The 24,769-nt window shown below is 67.9% G+C and carries 11 protein-coding genes; 7 read left to right on the top strand and 4 right to left on the bottom strand.

Annotation, left to right across the window (positions count from 1 at the left end; genetic code table 11):
* Positions 1-94: 94 nt before the first annotated feature.
* The 7 genes from DFR29_RS06375 to DFR29_RS06405 all read left to right on the top strand — a co-directional run bounded on the left by DFR29_RS06375 (position 95) and on the right by DFR29_RS06405 (position 10,868).
* Positions 95-1,060, top strand: a complete 966-nt coding sequence (locus DFR29_RS06375; protein ID WP_133817752.1) for a hypothetical protein — start codon at positions 95-97, stop codon at positions 1,058-1,060.
* 307 nt (positions 1,061-1,367) lie between these two features.
* Positions 1,368-1,793 (top strand): DUF2170 family protein, encoded by a 426-nt coding sequence (locus tag DFR29_RS06380; RefSeq protein ID WP_133817753.1) that lies wholly within the window; start codon positions 1,368-1,370, stop codon positions 1,791-1,793.
* An 8-nt stretch (positions 1,794-1,801) separates the two neighbouring features.
* Complete coding sequence (locus DFR29_RS06385; protein WP_133817754.1) at positions 1,802-2,491, top strand: hypothetical protein; 690 nt, start codon at positions 1,802-1,804, stop codon at positions 2,489-2,491.
* Positions 2,481-2,831 carry a hypothetical protein gene (locus DFR29_RS06390; RefSeq protein WP_166653914.1) on the top strand — a complete coding sequence of 117 codons (351 nt, stop codon included), beginning with the start codon at positions 2,481-2,483 and terminating at the stop codon, positions 2,829-2,831. The genes DFR29_RS06385 and DFR29_RS06390 overlap by 11 nt, the downstream gene beginning before the upstream one ends.
* Entirely contained in the window at positions 2,828-3,457 is a 630-nt protein-coding gene (locus DFR29_RS06395; protein WP_133817756.1) for a hypothetical protein, read from the top strand. Before DFR29_RS06390 ends, DFR29_RS06395 begins: the two co-directional genes overlap by 4 nt.
* A 164-nt stretch (positions 3,458-3,621) precedes the next feature.
* On the top strand, positions 3,622-5,676 hold the full coding sequence (locus DFR29_RS06400) for a flotillin family protein (protein WP_133817757.1): 2,055 nt from the start codon (positions 3,622-3,624) through the stop codon (positions 5,674-5,676).
* A 122-nt stretch (positions 5,677-5,798) separates the two neighbouring features.
* Positions 5,799-10,868, top strand: a complete 5,070-nt coding sequence (locus DFR29_RS06405) for a DNA repair ATPase (RefSeq protein WP_133817758.1) — start codon at positions 5,799-5,801, stop codon at positions 10,866-10,868.
* Between the two features lie 63 nt (positions 10,869-10,931).
* Here the strand turns inward: DFR29_RS06405 and DFR29_RS06410 are convergent, their stop codons facing one another.
* From DFR29_RS06410 to DFR29_RS06425, 4 genes are all read right to left on the bottom strand, one after another.
* On the bottom strand, positions 10,932-14,216 hold the full coding sequence (locus DFR29_RS06410) for a hypothetical protein (protein ID WP_133817759.1): 3,285 nt from the start codon (positions 14,214-14,216) through the stop codon (positions 10,932-10,934).
* A gap of 281 nt (positions 14,217-14,497) precedes the next feature.
* The gene (locus DFR29_RS06415; RefSeq protein WP_133817760.1) at positions 14,498-17,761 is read right to left on the bottom strand and encodes a hypothetical protein; all 3,264 of its coding nucleotides are present in this window, start codon (positions 17,759-17,761) and stop codon (positions 14,498-14,500) included.
* 130 nt (positions 17,762-17,891) lie between these two features.
* Positions 17,892-21,140, bottom strand: a complete 3,249-nt coding sequence (locus DFR29_RS06420; protein ID WP_133817761.1) for a hypothetical protein — start codon at positions 21,138-21,140, stop codon at positions 17,892-17,894.
* 145 nt (positions 21,141-21,285) lie between these two features.
* Positions 21,286-24,621, bottom strand: coding sequence for an outer membrane protein assembly factor BamB family protein (locus DFR29_RS06425; protein ID WP_133817762.1), 3,336 nt, complete (start codon positions 24,619-24,621; stop codon positions 21,286-21,288).
* Positions 24,622-24,769 lie beyond the last annotated feature (148 nt).

Here is a 24,769-nt window from a genome sequence, read left to right on the forward strand (position 1 = left end):
TTTCGGATGATGCAACAATCAGCACCGTATGTCTTGCTATGTCGAGTTTTCTAGGTCTTGAGGTGTATTTATGGGAGTCTTGCGGCTTGCTTTTTTGTCTGTTGTTTCTCTGCTGCCCGCTATTGCCGGGGCCGCCAAGGTCAAGCCGCCCAGTGCCGTACTGCGCGAGGCGACGACCAATATCGCTGTGGTCGAGTTCGCCGAACCGGGCGTACCGGGGCGCATGGTGTTCAAGCGCATCGAGCAACTGGGCGGCGACGCGCCGGTGCCCGAGCTGATCGACCTGGCTGTGCCGGACAAGCTGGCCGGTATCGTGGTGCCTGGCGAGCGCTATCTCATTGCCTATTCGCCGTTCCGCCGCGAAGCCGAGCAGATCCGGCTCAACCGCGGTGGCGCGCAGTTGCTGGTTAGCCCCGGCCTGGAACCCGCGCTGCTGCGCGACAGTGCCGAAAACCGCGCCATCTACGCCTGGCAGGCCGGTGCCGACGCCACCGCCGTGCGCAAGCGCCTGCCCGAGCTGCTGCAGCTGCTGCAGCATCGCGATCCACAAATAAATAATTTTGCTTTGGCCGAGATCGTGCTGCGGCCGCAGCTCAACGAGGCGCTGGACGCCCGGGCGCGCAAGGCACTGCTCAGCTATGCGCAGGACGAAGACGCCGACACCAATGCGCGGGCCCGTCTGCTGCAGGCCGCCGCCGTGCTGCCGCAGTACTACGGTCCGGGCAAGAGCGGCTGGACTGCCATTGCCGCCGACCTGCTGGCGCAGCAGCAGGTGCAGGTGCAACTGCAGCAGAGCGACGGTCATGCGAGCCTGGTGCGCTTCGCTTTCGACATTCTCGAACGCGACAAGGCCAAGCCTCCTGTCGAGCACATCACGCGCTGGCTCGCCAGCGACAACGCCACCCTGGCCGAGCGCGCGCTGCTGCTGCTGCGCCAGGCGTATCCGGCCGAGGAACTGCCTGCGCTCGAGATCGCCCTGCAACGCTCGCTGCTGCCGGCGGGTACGCGCGAATTCCTGCTCGATCACCGGCGGCGAGTGGAATTGCAGACAAAGAAATAAAGCAATAAAGGAAAATCGCAGTCTGGGGTAGGCCGCAGGCGCACCCCGGCATCGCGGTGTACCCGCAAAAAAGCCTTGGCGGAGAACGGCTGTTGCCTGTATCCCGTTGCGGCGAGTATTCCTCCGCCATGGGTTCCTGGTGAGTGGCACCTCGATGCGGGGGTGCGCCTGCGGCATACCCCGGCCTACGGTGCATTTCTTGCCGTGCTGCACTGCAGCGACATAATATGTCTTGACATGTTATGTCGCGCTGGTTAGCGTCGCCGCTAGCGCAAAGTCAACCGAACGCCAGAACACGGGGGATGCAATGGCCAGCCGGCGACGCCTGGTGAATCTGATCAAGGCTGCGGTGCCGCTGCTCAAGCGGCAGATCCTGATCGACGCCATCGACGTGACTCCCGTTGCCGGCGAAGTGCCGGTAATCGAGATTGCCTTTCCCGGCAGCGAGCGGCTTGCGATCTATGTCACCGACGCGGGCAGCCAGTTGCTGTGCATCAGCTACCTCTGGCGCGACGACGAAGTCCGTCCGCGCCTGCGTGCCAGGCTGATGGAAACACTGCTGGATCTGAATCCCAGCGTGCCCTTGTCGTCGTTCGGCCGCATCGGTTCGCACTTCGTGCTGGTCGGTGCGCTGAGTCCCGCCGCTTCGCCCGCGGACATGGCGCTGGAACTGGCCACGCTGGGCGACAACGGTCGCGACGCCCTGGCCACGCTGGCCGAATTCCTGGTCTGAGGTAAGCCATGGCCTGGTGGAACGAAATTCGCGACATGGTGCGGCAGGAACTGGCCGCCGATGCGCCGCCGCGCACGCACGCCGAAAAGGCACCGTCCTCGCTGCATCAGGCGCAGCTGCTGTTGCAGCGCACCGCCCGGGAACTGGCCGAGGCGCGCCAGCGTGCCGGGCAGGTGGCCAGGCGCCTGGGCAAGGCGCAGCAGCAGCTGGAAGCGCTGACCCAGGTGCCGCAGTCGCATCCGCGCTATCGCGAGCGCCTGATCGAACTGGCCCGCAGCATTGCCCGCGACAGCGATCTTTCCGGCAGCTTTCGCGCCCACCTGAGCCAGCTCGACCTGCTGCACGACCAGGTCAGCCGGCAGCTGCGCGAACTCGACCACGACCTGAGCATGGCCCGCGCCGTCAGCGCGATAGGCCAGGCCACGCAGGCGCAGGCCACGCGGCGGCGCACGGCGGCCGCTGCCGGCAGCAAGGCGGCGCGCACGCCCAAAACCCCGGCCAGTCCGGCGGCAAGCAAGTCCGCGGCAGGCACGCCCGCCGCCAAGGCCGCGAAGAAAACCGCTGCTGCCAAATCCGCGCGCACGAAAACAGCGCCGGCGGGATCGGCCGGTTTCCGCCGCGCCCGTGCCAGCCGGGTGATCGATGCCTTGGAAAAAGTGCCTGCGGCACGCCGCCCGGGGCCAGCGCGTGAAGACTGAGCTGCCCAGCAGCTGGCGTTCGGCGCAATCGGCCCTGCGCGCCGTGCAGGTGGCGTTCGACGTTTCCGAAAGTGTGCTGCAGGCGATACGTGCGGCGGCATACGAAAATAATCTGTCCAACTCCGACCAGGTGCGTGTCGTATTGGGGCTGCCCTTGCTGCGCCAGGCGAAACGGCCGCGCCTGACCGTCAGCCTGAGCGAGACCGATTATCAATTGCTCGGCGCGCGCTACGATCTCGACCCGGGAGATTCGCTCGCGATCAAGGAAAGAGTCGGCGCGACGCTCATCGCGTTCGCCGAAAAACAACGCAAGCCGCGCGGCAAGAGGAGCACGCCATGAGTTTTGTCGGACTGCTGACCAGTTACCCGGCCTTTTTGCCCAGTGTGCTGATCGGTGTATTGCTGGTGTTCTGGCTGCTGGCCATCGTCGGCCTGCTCGACTTCGACAGCATAGGCCCGGACTGGCTGGGCGGCGGCCATCACCATGACGCCGACGCCGAGGGCCTGCCCGACATGCTGCTGGCGCTGGGGCTGGACCGCCTGCCGTTCTCCATCGTGGTCAGCGGCGTGGCCTTCTTCTGGTGGCTGCTGACCATGCTCGGCAGCGCCCTGCTGCTGCCGTTGCTGCCGTTGCCGTTGTGGGCGACCGGAACGCTGCTGCTGCTGGCTGCGCTGGTGGTTGCGGCGCTGCTCGCCTCGCTGGCACTGCGGCCGCTGAAGCCGCTGTTCACCGTGCACGAGCACAGCGCGCAGCAGTCGGCCATCGGCAAGCGCTGCCGCATCCTTACGTTGAGCGTGGAAGAGAACTTCGGCCAGGCCGAGGTCGAGATGGGTAGCGGTACGCGCCTGACCCTGCAGGTGTTTGCCGAGCAGCCCAACGATCTGGTGCGCGATACGCAGGCCGTCGTGGTCGGCTTCGATGCGCAGCGCAAGCGCTACCGCGTGGCCACCTTAGGGCCGGATTGAAGCGACTTCACACCCTGCCTGTTCGATAACACCGCCCCGGCGCGTTTGCCTGGGCATTGGCCCGGCCCTCGGGGAGAGGGCGGGCTGCATCATCCCCGCGTGCGCCTCGTGTAGCGCGCCCAGGAGAATCAAGTGCACGTTTCCACTATTGCTGGAGCTTGCTTATGGACATCGCCTTTACGACCCTGATCGTCTCCATCGTGATCCTGGTCATCTTCGTGCTCGGTTTCATGGCCCTGGTGGCCAAGTTCTACCAGAAGGTGGACCAGGGCCGCGCCATGATCGTCAACACCATGCGGGCCGAGCCCGAGGTCACCTTTACCGGCCGCCTGGTCATTCCCATCCTGCACCGGCGCGAGGTGATGGATATCTCGCTGAAGACCATCGAGATCGAGCGCATGGGCAAGGAAGGCCTGATCTGCAAGGACAACATGCGCGCCGACATCAAGGTGAAGTTCTTCGTGCGCGTCAACAAGACGCGGGAAGACGTGCTGCGCGTGGCCCAGGGCATCGGCTGCGAGCGCGCCAGCAGCCAGGCCACGCTGGAAGACCTGTTCAGCGCCAAGTTCTCCGAAGCGCTGAAGACCGTCGGCAAGGCGATGGATTTCGTCGACCTGTACGAGGCGCGCGACCGTTTCCGCGACCAGATCGTGCGGCAGATCGGCGACGAGCTGTCGGGCTACGTGCTGGAAGACGCGGCCATCGACTACCTGGAACAGACGCCGCTGGAAAAGCTCGACCCGCACAACATCCTCGATGCGCAGGGCATCCGCAAGATCACCGAGCTCACCGCCGAGCAGAACATCTTCACCAACGAGCTGCGCCGCAACGAGGAAATGCGCATCAAGAAGAAGGACGTGGAGACGGCCGAGGCCGTGCTGGAACTGGAGCGGCAGAAGGCCTACGCCGAAGCCAACCAGCAGCGCGAGATCGCCATCACCAAGGCGCGCGAGGAGGCTGAATCGTCCAAGGTGGCCTCGGAAGAGCGTGCCAAGTCCGAAGGTGCGCGCCTGCTCGCCGACCAGCAGATCGCGGTGCAGACCGAGAACATGAAGCGCGAGTCGGAAGTGGCCGGCATGAACCGCCAGCGCGCCGTGGCGATCGAGGAAGAGAAGGTCACCCGTGCGCGCCAGCTGGAGATCGTCGACCGCGAGCGCGAAGTGACCCTGCAGCAGATCGAAAAAGAGAAAGCAGTAGAAGTACAGAAAAAAGCCATTGCCGACGTGATCCGCGAGCGCATCGTGGTCGAGCGCACCGTGGCCGAGCAGGAAGAGGAAATCAAGAACCTGCGCACCTTGTCGGAAGCCGAACGCACCAAGAGAAGCACCATCGTGCTGGCCGAAGGCCAGGCCGAAGAGAAGTACATCACCGACGTGAAGGTCGCCCTGGCCGACGAGCAGCGCGCCAAGCACAAGGCGGCCGAAGAGCTGACCATGGCCGAGGCGCGCCTGACCATCGCCAGCAAGACCGCCGAGGGCAAGAAGCGCGAAGCCGAAGGCGTGGAAGCGCTGGCGGCCGCGGGCGGGCTGGCCCAGGCCCGGGTGGCACTGGCCAAGGCCGATGCGGACGAGAAGGCCGGCCTGGTCGCGGCCAAGGTGCATATCGCCGAAGCCGATGCGATCTCCAAGCAGGGCGCGGCCACGGCCGATGCACTGCGCATGAAGCTGGAAGCGGAAGCCAGCGGCAAGCAGAAGTTCGGCGAAGCCGAGGCCTCGGCAATTGCGGCGCGTTTCGCCGCGGAAGCCGGCGGCCTGAAAGACAAGTTCGAAGCCATGCAGGCCATGAGTGCCGATACCCGCGCGCATGAAGAGCAGCGCATGCAGATGGACAATTCGCATGCACAGCGTCTCAAGAGCATCGAAGCCAACCAGGCCATCGCGCGCGAGCAGGCCGAGGTACTGGGCAAGGCGCTCAGCGTGGCCAAGATCGAGATCGTCGGCGGCGACGGCGAATACTTCGAGCGCTTCATGCGCAGCCTGAGCCTGGGCAAGGCCATCGACGGCACGGTGGACAAGAGCGAACTGCTCAGCCGCGCCCTGGCCGACCACAAGGCCGGCAAGCGCGACCTGATCGCCGATGCGCGCGAGTTGATCGCGGCGCTGGGCGGGGCCGAGGCAGTGCGCGATCTGTCGATTGCGGGCCTGATGCAGAAGCTGACGGCATCGGGGCGGACTGGCGACGCAGAGACCTTGAAGCGGCTCAGCGGCGGCGACGCCTGAAACATGCCGTGCCGCGCTGTCGCGGATGACAGTGGCGGCACGGCAGAGTCATTCGGGCCGCGCACGTCAATCGGCGCGGTGGTGCGAGTTCCGTCCGCAACGGATCGCCAGCAAGGGTAGCCATGTCCGATTCCGCCACATTCGAACTTTTGCGCAAACGCCTCATCGCCGCGGCGCAGGCCCTGCAGAGCAAGACCACTGCGCTGAACACCCGCCGCGTCGAGGCGTTCGGCCGGGTCGAGTCCAAGCTGCTGGCGCGGCTGAACGCGCGCACCGAGCACAATTGCGTCGCGCGCGACATCGTGCGTGTCGGCGATGTGCTGCTGTTCGGCTATAACGTCTTCATCGGCCTGAAGAAGGAAACGACCGTTGCCGACGTGTTCTGCCTGTACGCGCTGAACGACGGCGGCGAGGCGCCGGAACTGGCGCCGCTGCCGATAGCCGGCAGTTTTCTCGACGATGCGCGCTTTGCCGCGGATTTCCGCGAACTGTTCACCTACTACCGCGCCACCACGCTGGACCAGCTGCGCGTGCTGGACGAACGCCTGCTGCTGGTTTTCCGCACTGGCACGCAGACCGGCGACAAGCGCGTATTCCGTTTCGCCATCGAGCGCGACGGCAGGATCAGCTACATCGACAATCGCGGCGAGCGCGATCACATCCTGCCGCCCAGCCACGACTTCGAATGGGTGCCTGTCACACGGGACCAGTTCGTACTCGGCCGCCATCCCCACGTGAACGTGCTCGACAGCGTATTCGTCGAGACGGTGGCCGGCGACCTCACTATCAAAGTGGAAAACAATACCGAGACTGGCCTCGGCATCTACAGCGAGCCGGTGGAGGACAAGAACCAGTCGCTGGCCGATGCGGAAATCGCCTACGCCGACCTACGCAGCATGATCCTGCTGCGGGTAAAGCCCTACCGCGAAGACGCGCAGCGCTATCTGGTGTTCAACAAGCGCCTCAGGACGGTGGTGCGCATCGACGAGATCGGCGCTTCCTGCCTGCAGCTGCCAGAAGACCATGGCCTGGTGTTTCCCGGCGGCTACTACCTGGAGTCCGGCGACTACAAGCGCTTCGCCGATCTCGGCCACGATTTTTCTGCCTACCGCATCAAGCGCCATCTGCGCGCGCCCAGCGGCGAGGACATGCTCTACGTGTTCTACGAACCGGCCAGCGGCAGCTATGCGCTGCTGTCTTACAACCTGATCGAGCGCAGTATGAGCCAGCCGCTGCTCGGCAACGGTTATGCGCGCTTCGTCGACGGGCGCATCCTGCTGGTCACGCCCGAAGCGCAGGAGCAGGCCTCGCGCCTGCACACGATGCAGCTGTGGCGTACGCCGTTCACTTTCGACGAATACGCCAGCGCGCAGCCGCGCGTGCCTGGCCTGCTCGGCCGGCTGGGCAATGCCAGCGTGGTACGTGCGCTGGCCGAGCTGCGCGAGCTGGCGCGCCTGGCCGAAGACACCGGCAGCCGCGGCGCCTACGAGCGTCTGTTGCGCGTGGCCGCGCGCTGCAGCGACGCGTATCCCTGGCTGGCCGAGGCCGAAGCCGGCGAAATCGGCAGCGAAGTCAGCCTGCTGGCACGCAGCGGACGCGAGGCGCTGAACGCCTACGAGAAACTGGAGCGCGCGCAGAACGACGCCGCGCAGCAGCTCAAGGCCGCGGAAAAAGCCACCGGCGAACTGCTGTCCCGTGTCGCCGGCCTGCTCTGGCAGAAGCCCGACGATTTCACCGACGCGATCCGCCTGCTCAAGCGCAAGCGCGGCGAACTCACCGTGCTGGGCGAACAGCCGCACATGCCGGCGGCAGGCATTGCCGCGCTGGACCAGCGCCTGCGCGAAGAGCTGGACCGCATCGGCACGCGCGCGCTGAAGTTCTTCGCCGAGCCCGCGGCGTTTGCCAGCCTGCGCCAAGGCCTGGCCGACAGTGCCGGCGCGGTAGAGCAGGCGCGCACCACCGCCGCGCTGGCGCCGGTGGCGGAGAAACTCGATGCACTGGCCGAATCGCTGGACGGCCTGTCCGCGCTGATCGCCGGCTTCGAACAGAGCGACGCGCAGCAGCGCGCGACCTTGCTCGGCGAAACCTCGCAGCTGTATGCCGAGGTCAATCGCATCCGCGCCAGCCTGCGCACGCGGCGCGATGCGCTGCTGGTGCAGGAGCAGGGGCTGGAATTCGGCGCCCAGCTCACCGTGCTGGAACAGTCGGTGCTGAACCTGCTGGGCCGCTGCGATACCCCGGAAAGCGCCGATGCGGCATTGGCCCAGGTATTGAGCCAGATCGAGCAGCTGGAGGCGCGCTTCGGCGAGCAGCCGGATTTCCTGGTCGAGCTGACCTCGCGCCGCGAAGGCGCGCTGGAAGCCTTTGCCGCGCGGCGCGAACAGATTGCCGGCCAGCGCGACAAGCGCGCGCAGGGCTTGAAGGAGGCGATAGGCCGCGTACTCGACGGCGTGCCGCGGCGCGTGGCCAAGATCGCCGCGGCGGAAGAACTGCACGCTTTCTTCGCCGGCGACAGCCTGGTCGAGCGCGCGCAGCGCCAGATCGGCGAATTGCGCGGCCTGGGCCAGTCGGTCGCGGCGGACGAGCTGGCCGGCCGGTTGAAGGCGCTGAAGGAAGCCGGCCTGCGCGATCTGCGCGACCGCAACGAACTGGGTGCCAGTGGCGAAGCGCTGGCGCTTGGCAAGCATCGCTTCACCATCGAGCGCAGCACGCTAGACCTGGCCCTGATGCACGACGCCGACGGCCTGTCGCTGCAGCTGACCGGCACCGACTACCGCCGCCGCCTGGACGAGCCGCGCGCCGAGCCGTATCGGCAGGTCTGGGGCCAGCCGCTGCCGAACGAAGACGCCCAGGTCTATCGCGCCGAATTCCTTGCGGCGCAATTGTGGCAGCGTATACAAAGCGGTGACGCGCTGCTGCACGAGGCCGTGCGCGCCAGCGATCCGCAGGTGTTGCTCGATGCGATTGCCCAGGAGGCGCAGCGCCGCCCCGGCGAGGACTACCAGCGCGGCGTACACGACGCCGATGCGGCGGCGATCCTGCGCGAGCTGGTGCGCCTGGGCGAGGCCGCGGGCGAGCTGCGCCTGCCGGCGCAGGCGCGCGTGCTGGCGCAGGCCTGGTATGCGATTCAGCGCGAACAGGGCCAGGCCCTGGTGCGGGCGCATGCGGCCGGCCTGCATTGGTTTCTGCAGCAGCGCGAAGCAGCACCGCTGCCACCGTCCTGGCTCAGCGGACTGCAGGCCGCCGCGCCGCAGTTCTGCCTGGACGCTGGCGCAGCCAATGCGGCGGCGGCGGCGCGCCATCTGGTGGCCAGCCTGGGCGGCGACAAGGCGCAATTCGCCGCCAGCGCCGCGGCACTCGACCTGGCTCAGCGCGCCGCGGCGGAATTGCCGCGCACGGCACTGGCGGCGCTGCAGTCGGAGCTGCCGGCGGGCGAACGGCTCAACCTGGCCCGCGAATGGTGTCTGCGCCTGGCGGCCGGCGAAGCGGCGCTGGCGCTGGAAGCCGGCGCCATACTCGCCTTCGCCGAGTTGCCGCGGGAACGCATCAACGCCCAGCTGGGCGCCGACATCGGCGGCCTGCGCGGCGTGCATGCGCGCCTGCGCGACGGCCAGCTGCGGCTGGAACTGCCCGAGTTCATCGCGCGGCTGCAGCGTTATACCGAAAGTACAGAAAAAGACTGGCATGCCTTTGCCACATTGCGCCATGGCATCGTCACGGCCGAGCGCGAGCGTCTCGCGCTGGACCGCTTCCTGGCCAAGCCCATGGCCGGCTTCGTGCGCAACCGTCTGATCGACGAGGTCTACCTGCCGCTGATCGGCAACAACCTGGCCAAGCAGATCGGCAGCGTCGGCGACGCGCGCAGCGACCGCTCCGGCCTGCTGCTGCTGATTTCGCCGCCGGGCTACGGCAAGACCACGCTGATGGAATACGTCGCCGACCGCCTGGGCATGGTGTTCGTGCGCGTGAACGGGCCTACCCTGGGGCACGAGGTGAATTCGCTCGATCCCGCCGCTGTCAGCCAGCGCGGCGCGGCGGAAGAGCTGATCAAGCTCAACCTCGGCCTGGCCATGGGCGTCAACGTGATGCTGTACCTGGACGACATCCAGCATCTGTCGGCCGAATTCCTGCAGAAGTTCATCAGCCTGGCCGACGGCACGCGGCGCATCGACGCCATCGTCGACGGCCAGGCGCGCACGCTGGACCTGCGCGGCAAGCGCTTCGCCCTGGTCATGGCGGGCAATCCGTATACCGAATCGGGCGAGGTGTTCCGCATTCCGGACATGCTGGCCAACCGTGCCGATGTCTACAACCTGGGTGATGTGCTGAGCGGCCGCGAAGCGCTGTTTGCCGACAGCTATATCGAGAACGCGCTGACCGCGCATCCGCTCAGCGCGGCACTGGCCGAGCGGCCGCGCAGCGAGATCCAGGCGGTGCTGCGCGCGGCGCGCGGCGACGAGGCCGAGGTGCCGGCACAGCTGCCCGGCGGCGTGGAGACGCTGGAGCTGATCCGCCGCATGGTCGGCGTACGTGACGTGCTGATGCGGGTGAACGCGGCCTATGTCGCCAGTGCGGCGCAGGACGACGCCTACCGCAGCGAACCCGCCTTCAAGCTGCAGGGCAGCTATCGCAACATGGCCAAGCTCAGCGCGCAGCTGAGTCCACTGCTCACGGCGGCCGAACTGGATGCGCTGATCCGCGACCACTACCGCGGCGAAGCACAGACCCTGGGCGCGCGGGCCGAGGAAAACCTGCTGCGGCTGGCGCAGCTGATCGGCGCGCCCAGTGCCGACGAGCAGCAGCGCTGGGATGTGCTGGCGGAAAATTTCCGCCGCCTGGCCAAGCAGGGCGGCAAGGATGCCGACGGCGCCACGCGCATGGCGCAGATGCTGGCAGAGATCGCGCTGCAGCTGGAAAAGCAGGGCACGCAGACACAGGGCCTGGGCACGGCACTGGTGGCATTGGATAAATTGGCAGATATCCACACGGCCTTGCAGCGTGACGCGCGCCTGGAAGCACCGCCGGCCCTCAGCGATGCGCTGGCGCGCATGGCCAAGGCCTACGAGGAAACCCTGCTGCCGCTGGTATCGGCGCTGCACCACAAGATGACGCTGGACCACGACATGTGGGAACAGGTGCGGCAGGTGCGGACCAGTCTCGACGGCCTGGTGAAACGCAGCGGCAAGACCTGACTGCTGCGGGGACTGCAGAGACTGCAGCGAGCCCATGCCCGCTGCAGTCCCGGTTGCGCGGCTTCAGGGCGCGCAGCCGCCCATGCGCTTGAGGTTCAGCCTGCCGCTGCGGGCGGCATACGGGCCGGCAATGCGCTCGGGTACGAACACATAGTCCAGCCGCGCCGTGTCGCAGCCGAGCATGCTCAGGCTGGCGCTGCCGACCACGTTGGCGTTGTAGGTCGGTATGCGATCGAACGCGCCGCCGATGGTCTGGATCAGCATCAGCTCGACCTGGCCGTTGTTGGCCTGGGCCAGGTCGCCCTGCAGGGTAAACCAGTGCTGGCGGGCACGGTCGTTGCCGGTGGTGTCGGCCGGGTCGTAGGTGAACCAGGGCGTAAAGAACACGCCGTCGGGCTGGATGTTCAACTGCAGGCCCTGGCCTACCGTGGCTTCGTCGTACCAGGCGCCGGACATGCGCGCGTCGAAACCCTTGGCCGCGGGACGCGCGCCGGCGCCGGGCTGGCTGCTGCCGTCGGCAAGGATGCAGTTCTGCGTGGACGGCGTCAGGCGCGACAGCGTGATGGTGCCGTAGAAGCGGCCGATCTGGCCTTCGGTGATCTCGTAGCTCAGGCTGGCATTGCTGCAATCGGTAAAACGCAACTTTGCGCGGCCGACTTCGCGCGGCGATACGGCCGGGCCGGCATTGAAACTGCCGCCGCGGGTTTCGAGGATGGGCAGGTCCAGTTCGGTGGCGTTGGCGGCGACACCGTTGGCCTGCAAGGTATACCAGCGCAGCTGGGCCGGATCGTTGCTGCCAATGGCGCTGTAGGTGAACCAGGCGGCGAACAGCGTGCCTGAGGCGGGCAGCCAGTCGATGGCCAGGCCTTCGCCGTTGGCATAGGGCGAATACCACAGGCCGGCGACACCGGGCTGGTCGAGGCGGATGCGCGGCGGATCGACCAGCACGTTGCCCAGGGACTGTACGGCGGCGGTCTGGCCGGCCGAATCGTCCACCACGGCCGTGACCACACGAGCCGTGCCGGCGGCGTCGAGCCTGAGGTCGTGCGGCGCGGCGCAGAGGCCGTTGCAGGACAGGATGCGCTCCTGTTCCAGCCGTCCGCTGGACGCATCCAGGCGCTCCATGCGCAGGCGGTTCACGCCGCTGTGCGCCAGCACCACGTCATTACCGTCGGCGCTGAGGGCAAGCCGGCCGCCGCGGGGCTGGCGCGCGGACAGCGCGCGGTTGAACGAGTCGTGCCACCACAGGCGGCCGCCATCGCTGCTGGCGTGTTTGCTGATCTGCGTGGTGAAGCTGTCTGCGCCTGCGCTGAACTGGTTCACATAGACCGCATCGGCCACCGGCACGATCTGCGCGGGTCCGCTCGACGGCAGCGAAACGGTCCAGCGCGTCGTGCCGGCCGGCGTGACCGACCAGAGCGTGCCGCCGCCCAGGCCGCCGATCGGCGAGCTTTGTCCGGGCAGCTGGCCGACGGCGTAGATGCTGCCGTCGTCGCGCGTGCCGAATTCGCCGCTGTAGTTGGTCAGCAGGCTCTGGCTGATGCGATACACCTGCTGACCGTCGACGTCGTACTGCACCACGCTGCTGCCGACAGCGAGGGTGGTACGTCCTTTGTTGTCGATGCCGACATTGCGCACCAGGCCAGCGCCGACGGTGGAGCGCACGGTGCCGTTCGCATTCAGTACTTCGATGGCGTATTCGGTCGGCGCGGCGCGGACCAGCACGACCTGGCCGTTCTCGATCGCGCGGCTGTAGATCTGCGCATCGAAGCCGGGCAGGGTGTCGATCTGCAGGCCGTAGGGCGAGCCGTCGCTGCTGCGCACGCAGAAGGCGCGCTGCTTCTTCGCGCTGCCGGGCTGCGGCGCCGAGCCGGTGTCCTGGGTGACGCAGACCAGGCCGTTGCCGACGTTCATGCGCGCGCTGCGCACATCGAAGCTGGGCAGCACCTTGCGCCAGCGCTGGCCGCCGTCGGCGCCGATCTTGCTCAGGTACTGCACTGTCGGAGTACCGCCGTCGATGCCGTTCTGGGTCAGCAGGTAGCTGCTGCCATCGCTGTCGACCTTGCCGGCCCACAGCTGCAGGGTTTCGCGTTCGCCGGCGCCGCCGAGCGGAACGACGCGCAGCTGGCCGTCGTTCCTGATGCCGAGCAGCTGGGTCTGGTACGGCCGGTCGGCGCTGACCCGCCCGAGTACCAGCAATTCGCCGTCGTCGCCGGCACGCAGCTGCAGGGCCTTTGCCAGCGGCAGGCCGTGCTCGACCGTGGTGCCGCTGTTGTCGCGGCGGATCAGGCGGGCCTGCCCCGAGGCTGCGTTGGCCGGGCACAGATTGGCGACGCCGCCGCTGGCATCGGCGACCAGGTCACTGACTTCGGCCGCCAGGCCCTGTGTACCGGGGCACAGCGGGCGTTCCCAGGCGGGGCTGCCATCGGCATTGAAGCGCACGAGGTTGATCGCCTGGCCGCCGTTCTGCGGCGTGTTGCCGGTCACGACATACAGCACGCCGTTGGCCGATTTCTTCGCGCTGATGATGGCGCCGGCGCTGTGCAGCAACTGGCGCGAGAACACCTGCTGGCCCTGGGCGCCGATGCGCGTCACGGTCAGGCTGTTCTGGTTGATGCCGATCACGTCGGCACTGCCGTCGCCGGTGGAGAGCAGGTACTGGCTGCGCTCGCGCGCGCCGCTGAGGGTCAGTGCCCACGCCAGCGTTTCGCTGGAACTGCGGCGGACCAGATAGGCATCGCTGTTGACGGTGCTGCGGCTCAGTGCGAGCGAGCCACCGTCGCTCAGCGCGTCGAAGGCGACCAGTCGATCCACACCGGTGCGGCGTTGCGCCAGCAGCATTGCGTCCGCACCGTAGAGACTCAGATTGTCGTCGCCGCCCGTCGCGCCGCCGCCGATCCAGCTGTTGCCGCCGGGGCTGACGTCGATACCCTTGCAGACCGGGTCGGTGCCCTGCAGGCGCCAGGTGACGCGCAGTTCGCCGGTAATGCGGGTGGCCTGGCAGCGGGGATTGAAGGCGACCAGTCCACCGTCGGCCGTGGCGACGCCGTCGCTATAGACCGTATCGTCGACGCCGTCGATCAGAGCGCCGCGCTGCAGTACCGCGCTGTTGCCGGCCGCATCGGTGCGGCGCACGCTGCTGCCGTCGAAGCTCCAGATCGTGCCGTTGCTGCCGGTCACGATGCGTACGGGGTCGAAGGCTTTGCTTTCCTGCGGTTCCAGGTAACGCCACTCGGCCGCCTGGGCGGCGAATGCCGGCGCCAGGGCAAGCAACAGCGTGGCCGACAGCAGCCGCTGCACGGGCCGGTGGGGAAAACGAATTCGCATGGTGACACTCGGGTTGGTCATGGCAATGGCTAGGACGTTGATCGTCCCCAGAACCCCCAGCCGAAAACGGCCTTCGGGTCGCTCATCGTGAGTGCGGCGCCGTATGCGCGTGGGGCGGCGGCGTGCGCAATTCGCCGCGAGGACGGTGTGGCCGGCACGCCACGCCATTTTGTTTCCATATAGGTAAAAATTATTTTTATAAAAAAAACGGCCGCGGTGGTTGTCCGCGGCCGTGGCATGGCAGGCATTCGATTCTTTGCCGTGGCGGGCAAGGGCGATTTCCGCCCTTGCCCGGATGACGCCTATGGCGCGCAGCCACCCATGCGCTTGAGGTTCAGCGTGCCGCTACGGGCGGCATACGGGCCGGCAATGCGCTCGGGCGAGAACACGTAGTCCAGCCGTGCGCTGTCGCAGCCGAGCATGCTCAGGCTGGCACTGCCGACCACGTTGGCGTTGTAGGTCGGTATGCGATCGAACGCGCCGCCGATGGTCTGGATCAGCATCAGCTCGACCTTGCCGTTGTTCGCCTGGGCCAGGTCGCCCTGCAGGGTGAACCAGTGCTGGCGGGTCGGGTCGTTGCCGGCGTCGGCCGGGTCGTAGGTGAACCAGGGGGCGAAGAACACGCCGTCGGGCTGGATATTCAGCTGCAGGCCCTGGCCTACCGTGGCTTCGTCGTACCAGGCGCCGGACATGCGCGCATCGAAACCCTTGGCCGGTGGACGTGCGCCGCTGCCTGGCTGCACGTTGCCGTTGACGAGCACGCAGTTCTGCGTGGCCGGCGTCAGGCGCGACAGGGTTATGGTGCCGCGCAGTTCGCTGCCGGCGCTGCCCAGGACATAGCTAAGGCTGGCGTTGCTGCAATCGGTAAAGTGCAACTTTGCGCGGCCTACTTCCCGTGGCGACACGGCTGGCCCGGCGTTGAAATTGCCGCCCGTGGTTTCAAGGATGGGCATGTCCAGTTCGGTCGTGTCGGCCGGTATGCCGTTGACCTGCACGGTGTACCAGCGCTGCTGTGCCGGATCGTTGCCGCCGGCTGACGTATAGGTGAACCAGGCACCGAACAGCGTGCGCGAGGCGGGCAGCCAGTCGAACGCGATGCCTTCGCCGTTGGCATAGGGCGAGTACCACAGGCCGGCGACGCCGGGCTGGCTGAGGAGCAGGTAGGTCTCGTCGGCCGTGGCGGCGCCGAACGTGTAGACCGCGGCCGTCTGGCCAGCACTGTCGTTGACCACGTTCACACTGGCGCGGGCGGTGCCTGCCGCGTCGATCTGCAGATCGGTGGGCTGGCTGCAGACGCTGTTGCAGGCGATGAAACGCTCCGCCGTGCTTTGGCCGCTGGTGGTGTTCACGCGCTGCAGGCGCAGGCGATTTTTCCAGCTGTGCAGCACCAGTACGTCGCGCTCGTCGGCGCTCACCGCGATCTGGCCGCCCTCAAGCGGTGTGGCCGACAGCGCGGGATTGATCGAGTCGAACTGCCAGCGCCGCGTGCCGCTGTTCAGGCCGAGCTGGACCACGCGGCTGGTGACGTTGGCGCCGTTGCCGCCGCCGAACTGCAGTGCGTAGAGCGCGTTGGCCGTGACCACGAGCTGGGTGCTGGGGCCACTGAGCTGCAGCGACGTGTGCCAGCGCGTCGCGCCGGTCGGGCTGATTGCCCAGACGCTGCGCTCGCCGCCCTGGGTCTGGCCAAGCGCGATGCCGGCCACGTAGACACTGCCGTCGTCGCTGGCGACGAAGTCGGACGTGTAGCTGCCCAGCACGCCCTGGCTGATCTGGTAGATCAGCCGGCCGTTGACGTCGTACTGCACCACGTTGCTGCCGACCGCCAGGGTGGCGCGGCCCTTGTTGTCGATACCGACATTACGCACCAGGCCGGAGCCAACGATGGAACGCACCAGTCCAGTTGCATTGTATATTTCTATTGCATATTCGGTCGGCGCCACGCGTACCAGCAGCACCTGGCCGTTCTCGATCGGGCGGCTGTAGATCTGCGCATCGAAGCCGGGCAGGGTGTCGACCTGGGTGCCGTAGGGCGTACCGTCGCTGCCGCGGGCGCAGAACGCGCGCTGCTTCTGCGCGCTGCCCGGCAGCGGCGTGGAACCGGTGTTCTGGGTGATGCAGACCAGGCCGTTGCCCAGCTGCATGCGCGCATTGCGCACGTCGAAGCTGGGCAGCACCTTGCGCCAGGCCTGCATGCCGTTGGCGCCGACCTTGCTGAGGTATTGCGTGCGTGGCACGCCGGCACCGGCATCGTTCTGGGTCAGCAGATAGCTGCTGCCGTCGCTGTCGATCTGGCCGGCCCACAGCCGCAGTGCTTCGCGCTCGGCCGCCGTGCCCAGCGATACCTGGCGTATCTGGCCGCTCGCGTTGATGCCCAGCAATTGGCTCTGGTACGGCGCACTGGTGTTGCCGCGGCCCAGTACCAGCATTTCGCCGCCGCTGCCGGTCTGCAGCTGCAGGGCCTGGGCCAGCGGCAGCGTGCTCTCGGTGGTGCCGCCGTCGCGGCGGATCAGGCGTGCCTGGGTCGTGCCCGGGCAGACATTGACGACACTGCCGTCGCTGCCGACGACGAGATCGGCCACGGCCGGCTGCGGCGCGTTGCCGACGGCGGCACCGGGGCAGAGCGCTGCCTGCGAGGTCACCGCGCCGTCGCTGCCTATGCGCACGAGGTTGAGCGGTTCGCCGGTCGCGGCGGCGCTGGTCACGATGTAGAGCACGCCGTTGGCGGCGCGCTGTGCGTTGAGGATGACGCTGGCAGCATGCGGCGACTGGCGCGAAAAGACCTGCTGTCCCTGCGCGCCGATGCGCGACACCGACAAGGTGTTTTCGCTCAGGCCGATCACATCGCCGCCGCCATCGGCGGCAGCGACGAGTTTCTGCGCGCGGTTGCGGCCGCCGCTCAAGTTCCAGGTCCAGGCGATGCCGGCATCGGCGCCGCGGCGGCTCAGGCTGGCGTCGGTGTTCTGCAGGCTGTGGGTAAGCTCCAGGTCGCCGCCGTCGGGCAATGCGGCGAAATCGGCCAGGCTGGACATCGACAGCAGGGCGCCTTCGTTGGCCCCGGCGCGGCGCCGTGCCCACTGTGTGCCGTCGGGACCGAGCTGGAACAGGTTGTCGCCGTCGCCGGAGAGGGTGCCGCCGATCCAGCTGACGCCGGTAGCGCTGACGCGTACGCCCTTGCACGACTGCAGCGGCAGCTGGCTGCGCCAGGTCGCGCGCAGGTCGGCGGTGATGCGCAAGACCTGGCAGTTGGCATTGAAGGCGATCAGGCCGCCATCGGCGGTGGCGACGCCGTCGGTATAGGCGGCATCGTCGACGCCGGCCAGCAAGGCACTGCGCTGCAGCACGGCGCTGTTGCCGGCCGCATCGGTACGCCGCAGCGTGTTGCCGTCGAAGGTCCAGACGACGCCGTTGCTGCCGCTGACGAAGCGGACGGGATCGAAGGGCTTGGTTTCCTGCGACTCCAGGTAAACCGTATCGGCCGCCTGTGCCGCGAACGGCACGGCGAGCGCAAGCAGCAGCGAGGAAGCGAGCAGGCGCACGCCTGGCGGGAATGTAGTGCAGATAGACATGATGACTCTCGGGTTAGTCATGACAGACAGTAGTTACGACGGCAGTCGTAGCAGGAACCCCCAACCGATCCGCGTGGCTGCGGCGCGCGAGGGACACTGCACTGGCCGTGCCGTCCGTGCGCAGCGCGCTTCACGGTGCGTCACAGCCGCCTATCCTGCTCAGCTGCAGCGTGCCGCTGCGTCCGGCAAAGGCGGCTGCGCGCGGATCGTTGCCGAAGCGGTAGTCCAGTTGGGCACGATCGCAGGCCTGCATGCGCAAGGTCGCGCTGCCGACGACGTAGGCGTCGTAGCTGGGCACGCGGTCGAAGCTGCCGCCGGTGGTCTGCACCAGCTGCACGGCGGCGCTGCCGTTGCCGGCCGTGGCCAGGTCGCCTTGCAGGGTGAACCAGTGCTGGCGCGCCGCATCGTTGCCGCTGCCCTGCAGGTCGTAGGTGAACCAGGCGGCGAAGAACACGCCGCCGGGCTGTACGGTCAATTGCAGACCCTGGCCCGGCGTAGCCGCGTCGTACCAGCTGCCGGACAGGCGTGCATCGAAGCCCTGTAGCGGCGGGCGCGCGCCCGCCCCGGGCTGTCTGCTGCCGTCGGCGCGCAGGCAGGGCCGGGTGGCGGGCGACAGGCGCGACAAGGTGAGGATGCCGCTGCGGCCGTCGTTGTGACCGGCATCGAAGCGATAGCGCAAAGTGGCATTGTCGCAATCGGTAAAAGCCAGCATTGCCGTGCCGACGCGCGCCGGCGTCACGGCCGGGCCGGCCGCGAAATTGCCGCCGGCTGTCTGCAGTATCGGCAGCTCCAGTGCGGTGGCCGCGGCGGCAACGCCGTTGGCCTGCAGCGTATACCAGCGCAATTCGGCCGGGTCGTTGCCGCCGGTGCTGGAATAGGTGAACCAGGCGCCGAACAGCGTGCGCGAACCGGCCAGCCAGTCCAGCACGATGCCTTCGCTGTGGGCATACGGCGACCACCAGGCGCCGGCGATGCCGGCCTGGTCCAGCGGATGCGGCGGCGCGGCCAGGCCGGCATGGTCTACGCCGAAGGCGGCCGCACTCTGGCCTGCCTGCCTGTCCAGCACTTCGGCGACGATATGCGCGCGGCCGGCTGCATCCAGCGCGACCGCACCGGCCTGGGCGCAGTAGCCGCCGCAGGCGACGAATGCCTCGTGCTCGCGGGCACCGCTGGCGGTGTCCAGTCGCTGCAGGCGCAGGCGATGGTTCCAACTGTGTACAAGCAGAATTTTGCTGGCGTCGGCCAGCAGCGCCAGCCTGCCGTAGCGGGCGTTCGAGGCGTAGATCCAGGGATCGAGCGACTCGTACGTCCAGGCGGTCGAGCCATCGACGGCGCTCAGCCTGCTGAGCCGGCTCAGCACTGTGCCGGGATCGCCGCCGAGCTGCGCCAGGCCCGATTGCAGCAGGTAGAGCGCATCGCCGGCATGCAGCAGCTGGATGGCCGCAATGCCATCGACCTCGCGGGCCCAGCGCGTGCTGCCGTCGGGCGCCAGCGCCCACACGCCGAGCCGCTGCCCGCTGCTGGCCTTGCTGCGGCCCGCCAGCCAGAGGCTGCCGTCGGCGGCGCTGGCTACGCCTTGCACGCTGCCGTCGTCGGCGAACTGCAGCGGCGCATCGTTCTGGCCGATACGAAAACCGACGCTGCCATCGGGGTTGTAGCGGATCAGTTCAGTGGTGGTGATCACGCTGACAGGGCCGCTGCCGGCGACGATCGCGCGCGTGGCCTTGCGACTGCCGCTCACGCCGTAGCGCAGGCTGCCGCTGCCGGACCAGTGCTGCACTTCGTGACTGGCTGCATTGCTGCGTACCAGTACCACGCCGCCGCCGCTGTCCAGTTGCAGATGGGTCATGAACCGCGGGGGAAACGTGCTGCCGGGAAACTGCGACCACCGCAGCGCGCCTTCGGCGGCATTGAAGCAGGACAGGTCGTCGACCTCCTGCGGCGCCGCCGGCGAGGCGCGCGCAATGCAGACCCGATCGGGTGCGGCTGCCAGAGCCGCGCCCAGCGAGCGGGCCTTGCCGTCGAGCTGCCGCGTCCAGGCGGTGCGGCCGTCGCCGCCGATGCGGCTGAGCAGCACGGTGGGCACGGCCGTGCTGCCGTCGAACGGTTCGCCGAGCAGATACACCGAGCCGTCGGCCAGCGCAGCCTGTCCGGCCAGCCAGCTCGCTGCGGCGTCGCGGCGTCCGTCCAGCGTGGACGGCACGGCCTGGTTGTCGCTGCTGACGACCAGCCAGCGCGTTGCCGTGCCGCTCAGGTCGGCGAGACGTTCGCGCAACAGCAGCAACAGGCGGCCATCGCGCTGCTGCGCCAGTTGCCGCGGCTGGTACTGCGGCAGCGGCAGGCTTGCAGCGGCCGTGCCGTTGCGGTCCAGGCGCTGCAGCTGCGTGCCATCGCCGTCCTGGCAGAGCAGGGCCAGGCCGTCGTCGGCGAGACGCACGACCTGGCGGCCGATGGGATTCATGAGCGGGCAGGCGAGGGTCTTCTGCCAGCGCAGGCTGCCGTCGGCAGCGATGCGCTGCAACGTCAGTGTCGTGGCGTAGCCGACGCTGCTGAGCTGGTACAGCCCACCGGCATCCGCGGCGATCAGTGCGCGTACCTTGTCGTCGCTGCCCGGCAGGGACCGCGCCCAGGACAGCTGGCCGCTGCCGTTCCAGCGCCGCAGCAGGTAGTCGCGGGCGAAATTGCGTTCCAGCGCGAACACACCGCCGTCGCTGGACAGGGTGACCAGATCCAGCGGGCGCCCGACCTCGCCGGTCCAGCGCCAGTCTTCGCCGGCGGCGGCATTGAAGCGGGTCAGCCGCGTGCCGTCGACACCGCGCAGCTGCGTCGCCGCGATGGCTGCGCCGTCGGACGTCACCGCCAGCGGCCGCTCGGCATAGCCCAGCGAACCGACCTGGGCCACTTCCGCCGCTACCGCGCCGGTGGGCGACAGCCGGTACAGCTTCTCGCCGCCGGGCAGCCAGGCCTGGCCGGCGGCATTGGCATGGAGCCCTTTGCAGGTTTCGTACTGCAGCGGAATTTCCGCGCGCCAGGTGGGGCGACCCAGCGCATCGATGCGCTGCACCGTGCAGTAGGCGCTGCCGCCGCGTACGCCGCTGACATCGAGCAGGGCGCCGCCGTCGGCCAGCAGCACGGCATCGCTGGCCAGGTCGTTGTATACGAGATCGCCGAATGCAGAACGATGCACAGTTACCGTCGTGCCGCCGGCGTCGCTGCGGCGCACGCCGTCGGTGCTGAAGCTCCAGATGCTGCCGTCGGCGCCGATGCGGAAGCTGTCCGGCGTCACCGGCCGGGACAGTTGCGGCTGCAGCGTGCGCCAGTCGGCGGCGTCGGCCGCCAGCGCGCACAGCAGCAGTGGCAGCGAGCGCAGCAATGTCATTGCAGCAGAAGTACCCATTGGCATAAGGCTATTTTGTGCCATGTCTGCGGCGGTTTCCGGCGTTTCGGCGCGGTAAGGCCGATGATGCGCCGGCAGCGGCAGCCCTGCCCAGTGCACGACGGGACAGGGCGCCATTGCTGAACGGCTAAGGCGTGCAGCCGCCGGCCTTGACCAGGTTCAGCCTGCCGCTGCGGGCCTGGAACGGTCCGGCGGTTGCATCGGCATGGAAGCGATAGTCCAGCTGTGCACGGTCGCAGCCCTGCATGCGCAGAGTGGCGCTACCGACCGGATTGGCGTTGTAGGTCGGTATGCGGTCGAAAACGCCGCCGGTGGTCTGTACCAGTTGCAGCTCGACGCTGGCGTTGCTTGCCGTGGCCAGGTTGCCCTGCAGGGTGAACCAGTGCTGGCGGCCCTGGTCATTGCCGCCGTCGGCCGGATCGAAGGTGAACCAGGGGGCGAAGAACACAGCGCCGGGCTGTACCGTCAGTTGCAGGCCCTGGCCGGTGGTGGCCTCTTCGTACCACGAGCCGGACATGCGCGCATCGAAGCCGTCAAGCGGCGGCCGCGCACCGTCGGCGGGCTGGCTGCTGCCGTCGGCGAGGAGGCAGGCTTGGGTCGGCGGCGACAGGCGCGACAGGGTGATGGTGCCGCTGCGGCCGTCGTTCTGGCCCGGGTCGAATGCATAGTACAAAGTTCCATTACTGCAATCGTGAAACTCCAGCCGGGCAGTGCCGACGCGCCGCGGCGAAACGCCAGGGCCGGCGGCGAAACTGCCGCCGTCGGTCTTGAGGATGGGCAATTCCAGCGTGGTCGCGCCGTTGGCCACGCCGTTGGCCTGCAAGGTGTACCAGCGCAGTCCGGCCGTGTCGTTGCCCTCCGTGTTGGCATAGGTGAACCAGGCGGCGAACACGGTGCGCGAAGCGGGCAGCCAGTCGAAGGCGATGCCTTCGCCGTTGGCATACGGCGACCACCAGGCTCCGCCGATGCCGGCCTGGTCGAGGCGGATGCGTGGCATCGGGCCGGCGGCGTGGTCCAGTGCGAGCACGGCGGCGCTGACGCCGGCGGCGGCATCGAATACGCCGAAGCTGGTGCGTAATGTGCCGCCGTTGTCCGCAGCGAGTTCGCGCGGCGCAGCGCAGGATGGCGTGCACGCGACGAAGCGCTCGTGCTGGCGCTGGCCGTTGGCCGGGTCGATGCGTTGCAGGCGCAGGCGGTCGGTCCAGCTATGCAGCAGCAACAACTGGCTGTTGTCGGCCGACAGCGCAATGGCAGGACTGCCATTGGCAAACGCTTCCGATGGGACGTCGGTGTGCTGGATAGGATCGATGGACGTGTAGTTCCACTGCACCGCACCGCTGGCCTTGTCCAGCTTGGTGAGGTAATTGGGCTCGACGGCCACGCTGCCGTAGTTGGCGTCGCTCAGATCCCAGTGCGCGATATACAGCGCATCGGCGGAGACGGTCATCGCGGTACGCCGCCTATTGCTTACGCTGGACAGCCAGCGCGTGCTGCCGTCCGGCGCGATGGCCCATACCGTGCGTTGGAGATGTGCCGGATCGCGCGCTGGGCCGGTCAGCCAGACGCTGCCGTCGTCGCCGGCAAATGCCGCCTGTGGCGCGATAGTGCCGATGGCGCCGCCGAATTCCAGCGCCAGTGCCGCGCCGCCAAGGCGGTAATTGACGCTGCCGTCCAGCGCGTACTGGATGACTTCCAGCGATGTGACCACCGTGGCGCGTCCGTTGGCGTCGATGACGGCCTGGAACGCCATCTCGTTGTTCCGTGTTGCCGGCAGTACGCCGCCCGCGGCGGTGAACCGGCGGACCTCGTGCCGGGCGCCTGCCGAGACGACGGCGACGACGCTGCCGTCATTCAGCACGCGCAAGGCATGGCCGATCGGCGAGGCCGCATCGGCCATCGCGGTCTGCCACAACAGGTTGCCATTGTTGGCGTCGAGGCAGACGGCGGAATGCGAGATGCTTTCCGCGGCCGGCTTTGCCGCCAGCGCGCAGATGCGCCCGGCGTTGTGCGCCAGCCCGGCGATGGGATCGACCGAGTAGGTGTTTTGCAGCGTGTGCGACCACAGCAGATTTCCCTGGGCGTCGAGCTTGCGCAGGATCGCCCGCGGTGTCTCGCCCGACGCATACGCCACCTCCAACGCTACATAGCTGGTGCCGTCCGCGGCGATATGGCTGGCACCCAGCCGCAGCGACGGATGCGTGCGCAGTGCGTCGATGGGCGCAGGTGTGCTGCTGTTGCCGTCGACGACGAGACTGCGGGTCTGGAAATCGCCATCGGTGTCGTTGCCCAGTACCAGCAGGCGGCCGTCCGGCTGGCGCAGAATCTGCGCCGCGTCCAGCAGCGGCAATGGCTGCGGGGTTGTCACGGCGCCGTCGCGGTCCAGGCGCAGCAACTGCGCGCGGCGCGTTTCGCCGGCATCGCAAATCAGCGCCACGCCGTCGCTGGCGTCCAGCGTCGCGCCGATGCGCTCGAAGTAGCGGATGCAGCTGACGTCACGCTGCCAGCGGATCTGGCCGTCGGCGCTGACGCGTTGCACCTTGCTGATGCTGGTATTGCCCATGGCGCGGGCAGGGCCGGCAAGGACGTACGTGTCGTTGCCGGCTGCTGCAACCAGGCCGACCACCTTGGGTGTGTTCGCGGGCGTAGGCAGCGACCAGACCACCTCGCCCCCGGTGTTCCAGCGCTTCACCGCGGTAGCGCTGCCGTCGCCGTAGTCGTTCAGCGCGCCAATGACGTCGCTGCCCAGCGGTAGCAGGTGCTCGACCGAAGCCGGACTGGCGTGCAGCCAGGACCAGACCTGGCTGCCGTCGCGGGCGAAGCGGTTCAGTCGGGCACCCGTAATCGTGTTGAGGCGGTCGACCGGATACGAGTTGACGATGATGCCGCCATCGGCGAGGACGATGCCGCTGCGGCCGAAGCTATTGCGTTCGCCGCTGCTGCCGGCTTGTGCGCTGGCGCCCAGGCTGCCGTCGCGCTCGAGTGCGCGCAGGCTGTCGCCGCGCTCCAGCCATGCCATGCCGGCAGCATTGGCGAACACGGGCGAGCAGGCGTAGTCCTGCGGGTTGCCCGCTATCCGCCAGGTCGACCGCAGCTGCGCATCGATACGTTGCACGCCGCAGCCGGTAAAGCCCGGCAAGGTTTCGGTCGAGAGGATGGCGCCGCCATCGTCGAGCAAAACGCCGCCGGTAATTCTTTCGGTGGGAACCCGGCCGAGATTGTCGGAGCGGCGCACCAGCTGGGTATTGCCCTGTATGTCGGTGCGGCGCACACCGTCGCTGCTGAAACTCCACAAACTGTGATCGGGTGCAAATTGAACGTGTTGTATTTGCAGCGTTGTGGTGCTGTCGTCGCGGGCAACGTAGCGCCAGTCGGCCAGTGCCGGCAGCGACACGAGCGGCGCCAGCAGTAGTACGCCCAGTCGTTGCGCGCGTCGCGAAGCCTGAAGTGCTGGGGATGAGGGCATGGGACTTCCTTGATCCGGCGGTTTTGCACCGCAAGTGCCCTCGTTGACGCTCTTGCCGCTGCTTTCCCCCAAGGCCTTTCGATGCGCTGGCGAATTGATGCCTGTCGCGAGGCCATCACTCCGCGGCGGCCAGCAGCGTCAGCGGAGC

It is taken from the genome of Tahibacter aquaticus, from assembly GCF_004363655.1.
In the GTDB taxonomy this organism is placed as follows: domain Bacteria; phylum Pseudomonadota; class Gammaproteobacteria; order Xanthomonadales; family Rhodanobacteraceae; genus Tahibacter; species Tahibacter aquaticus.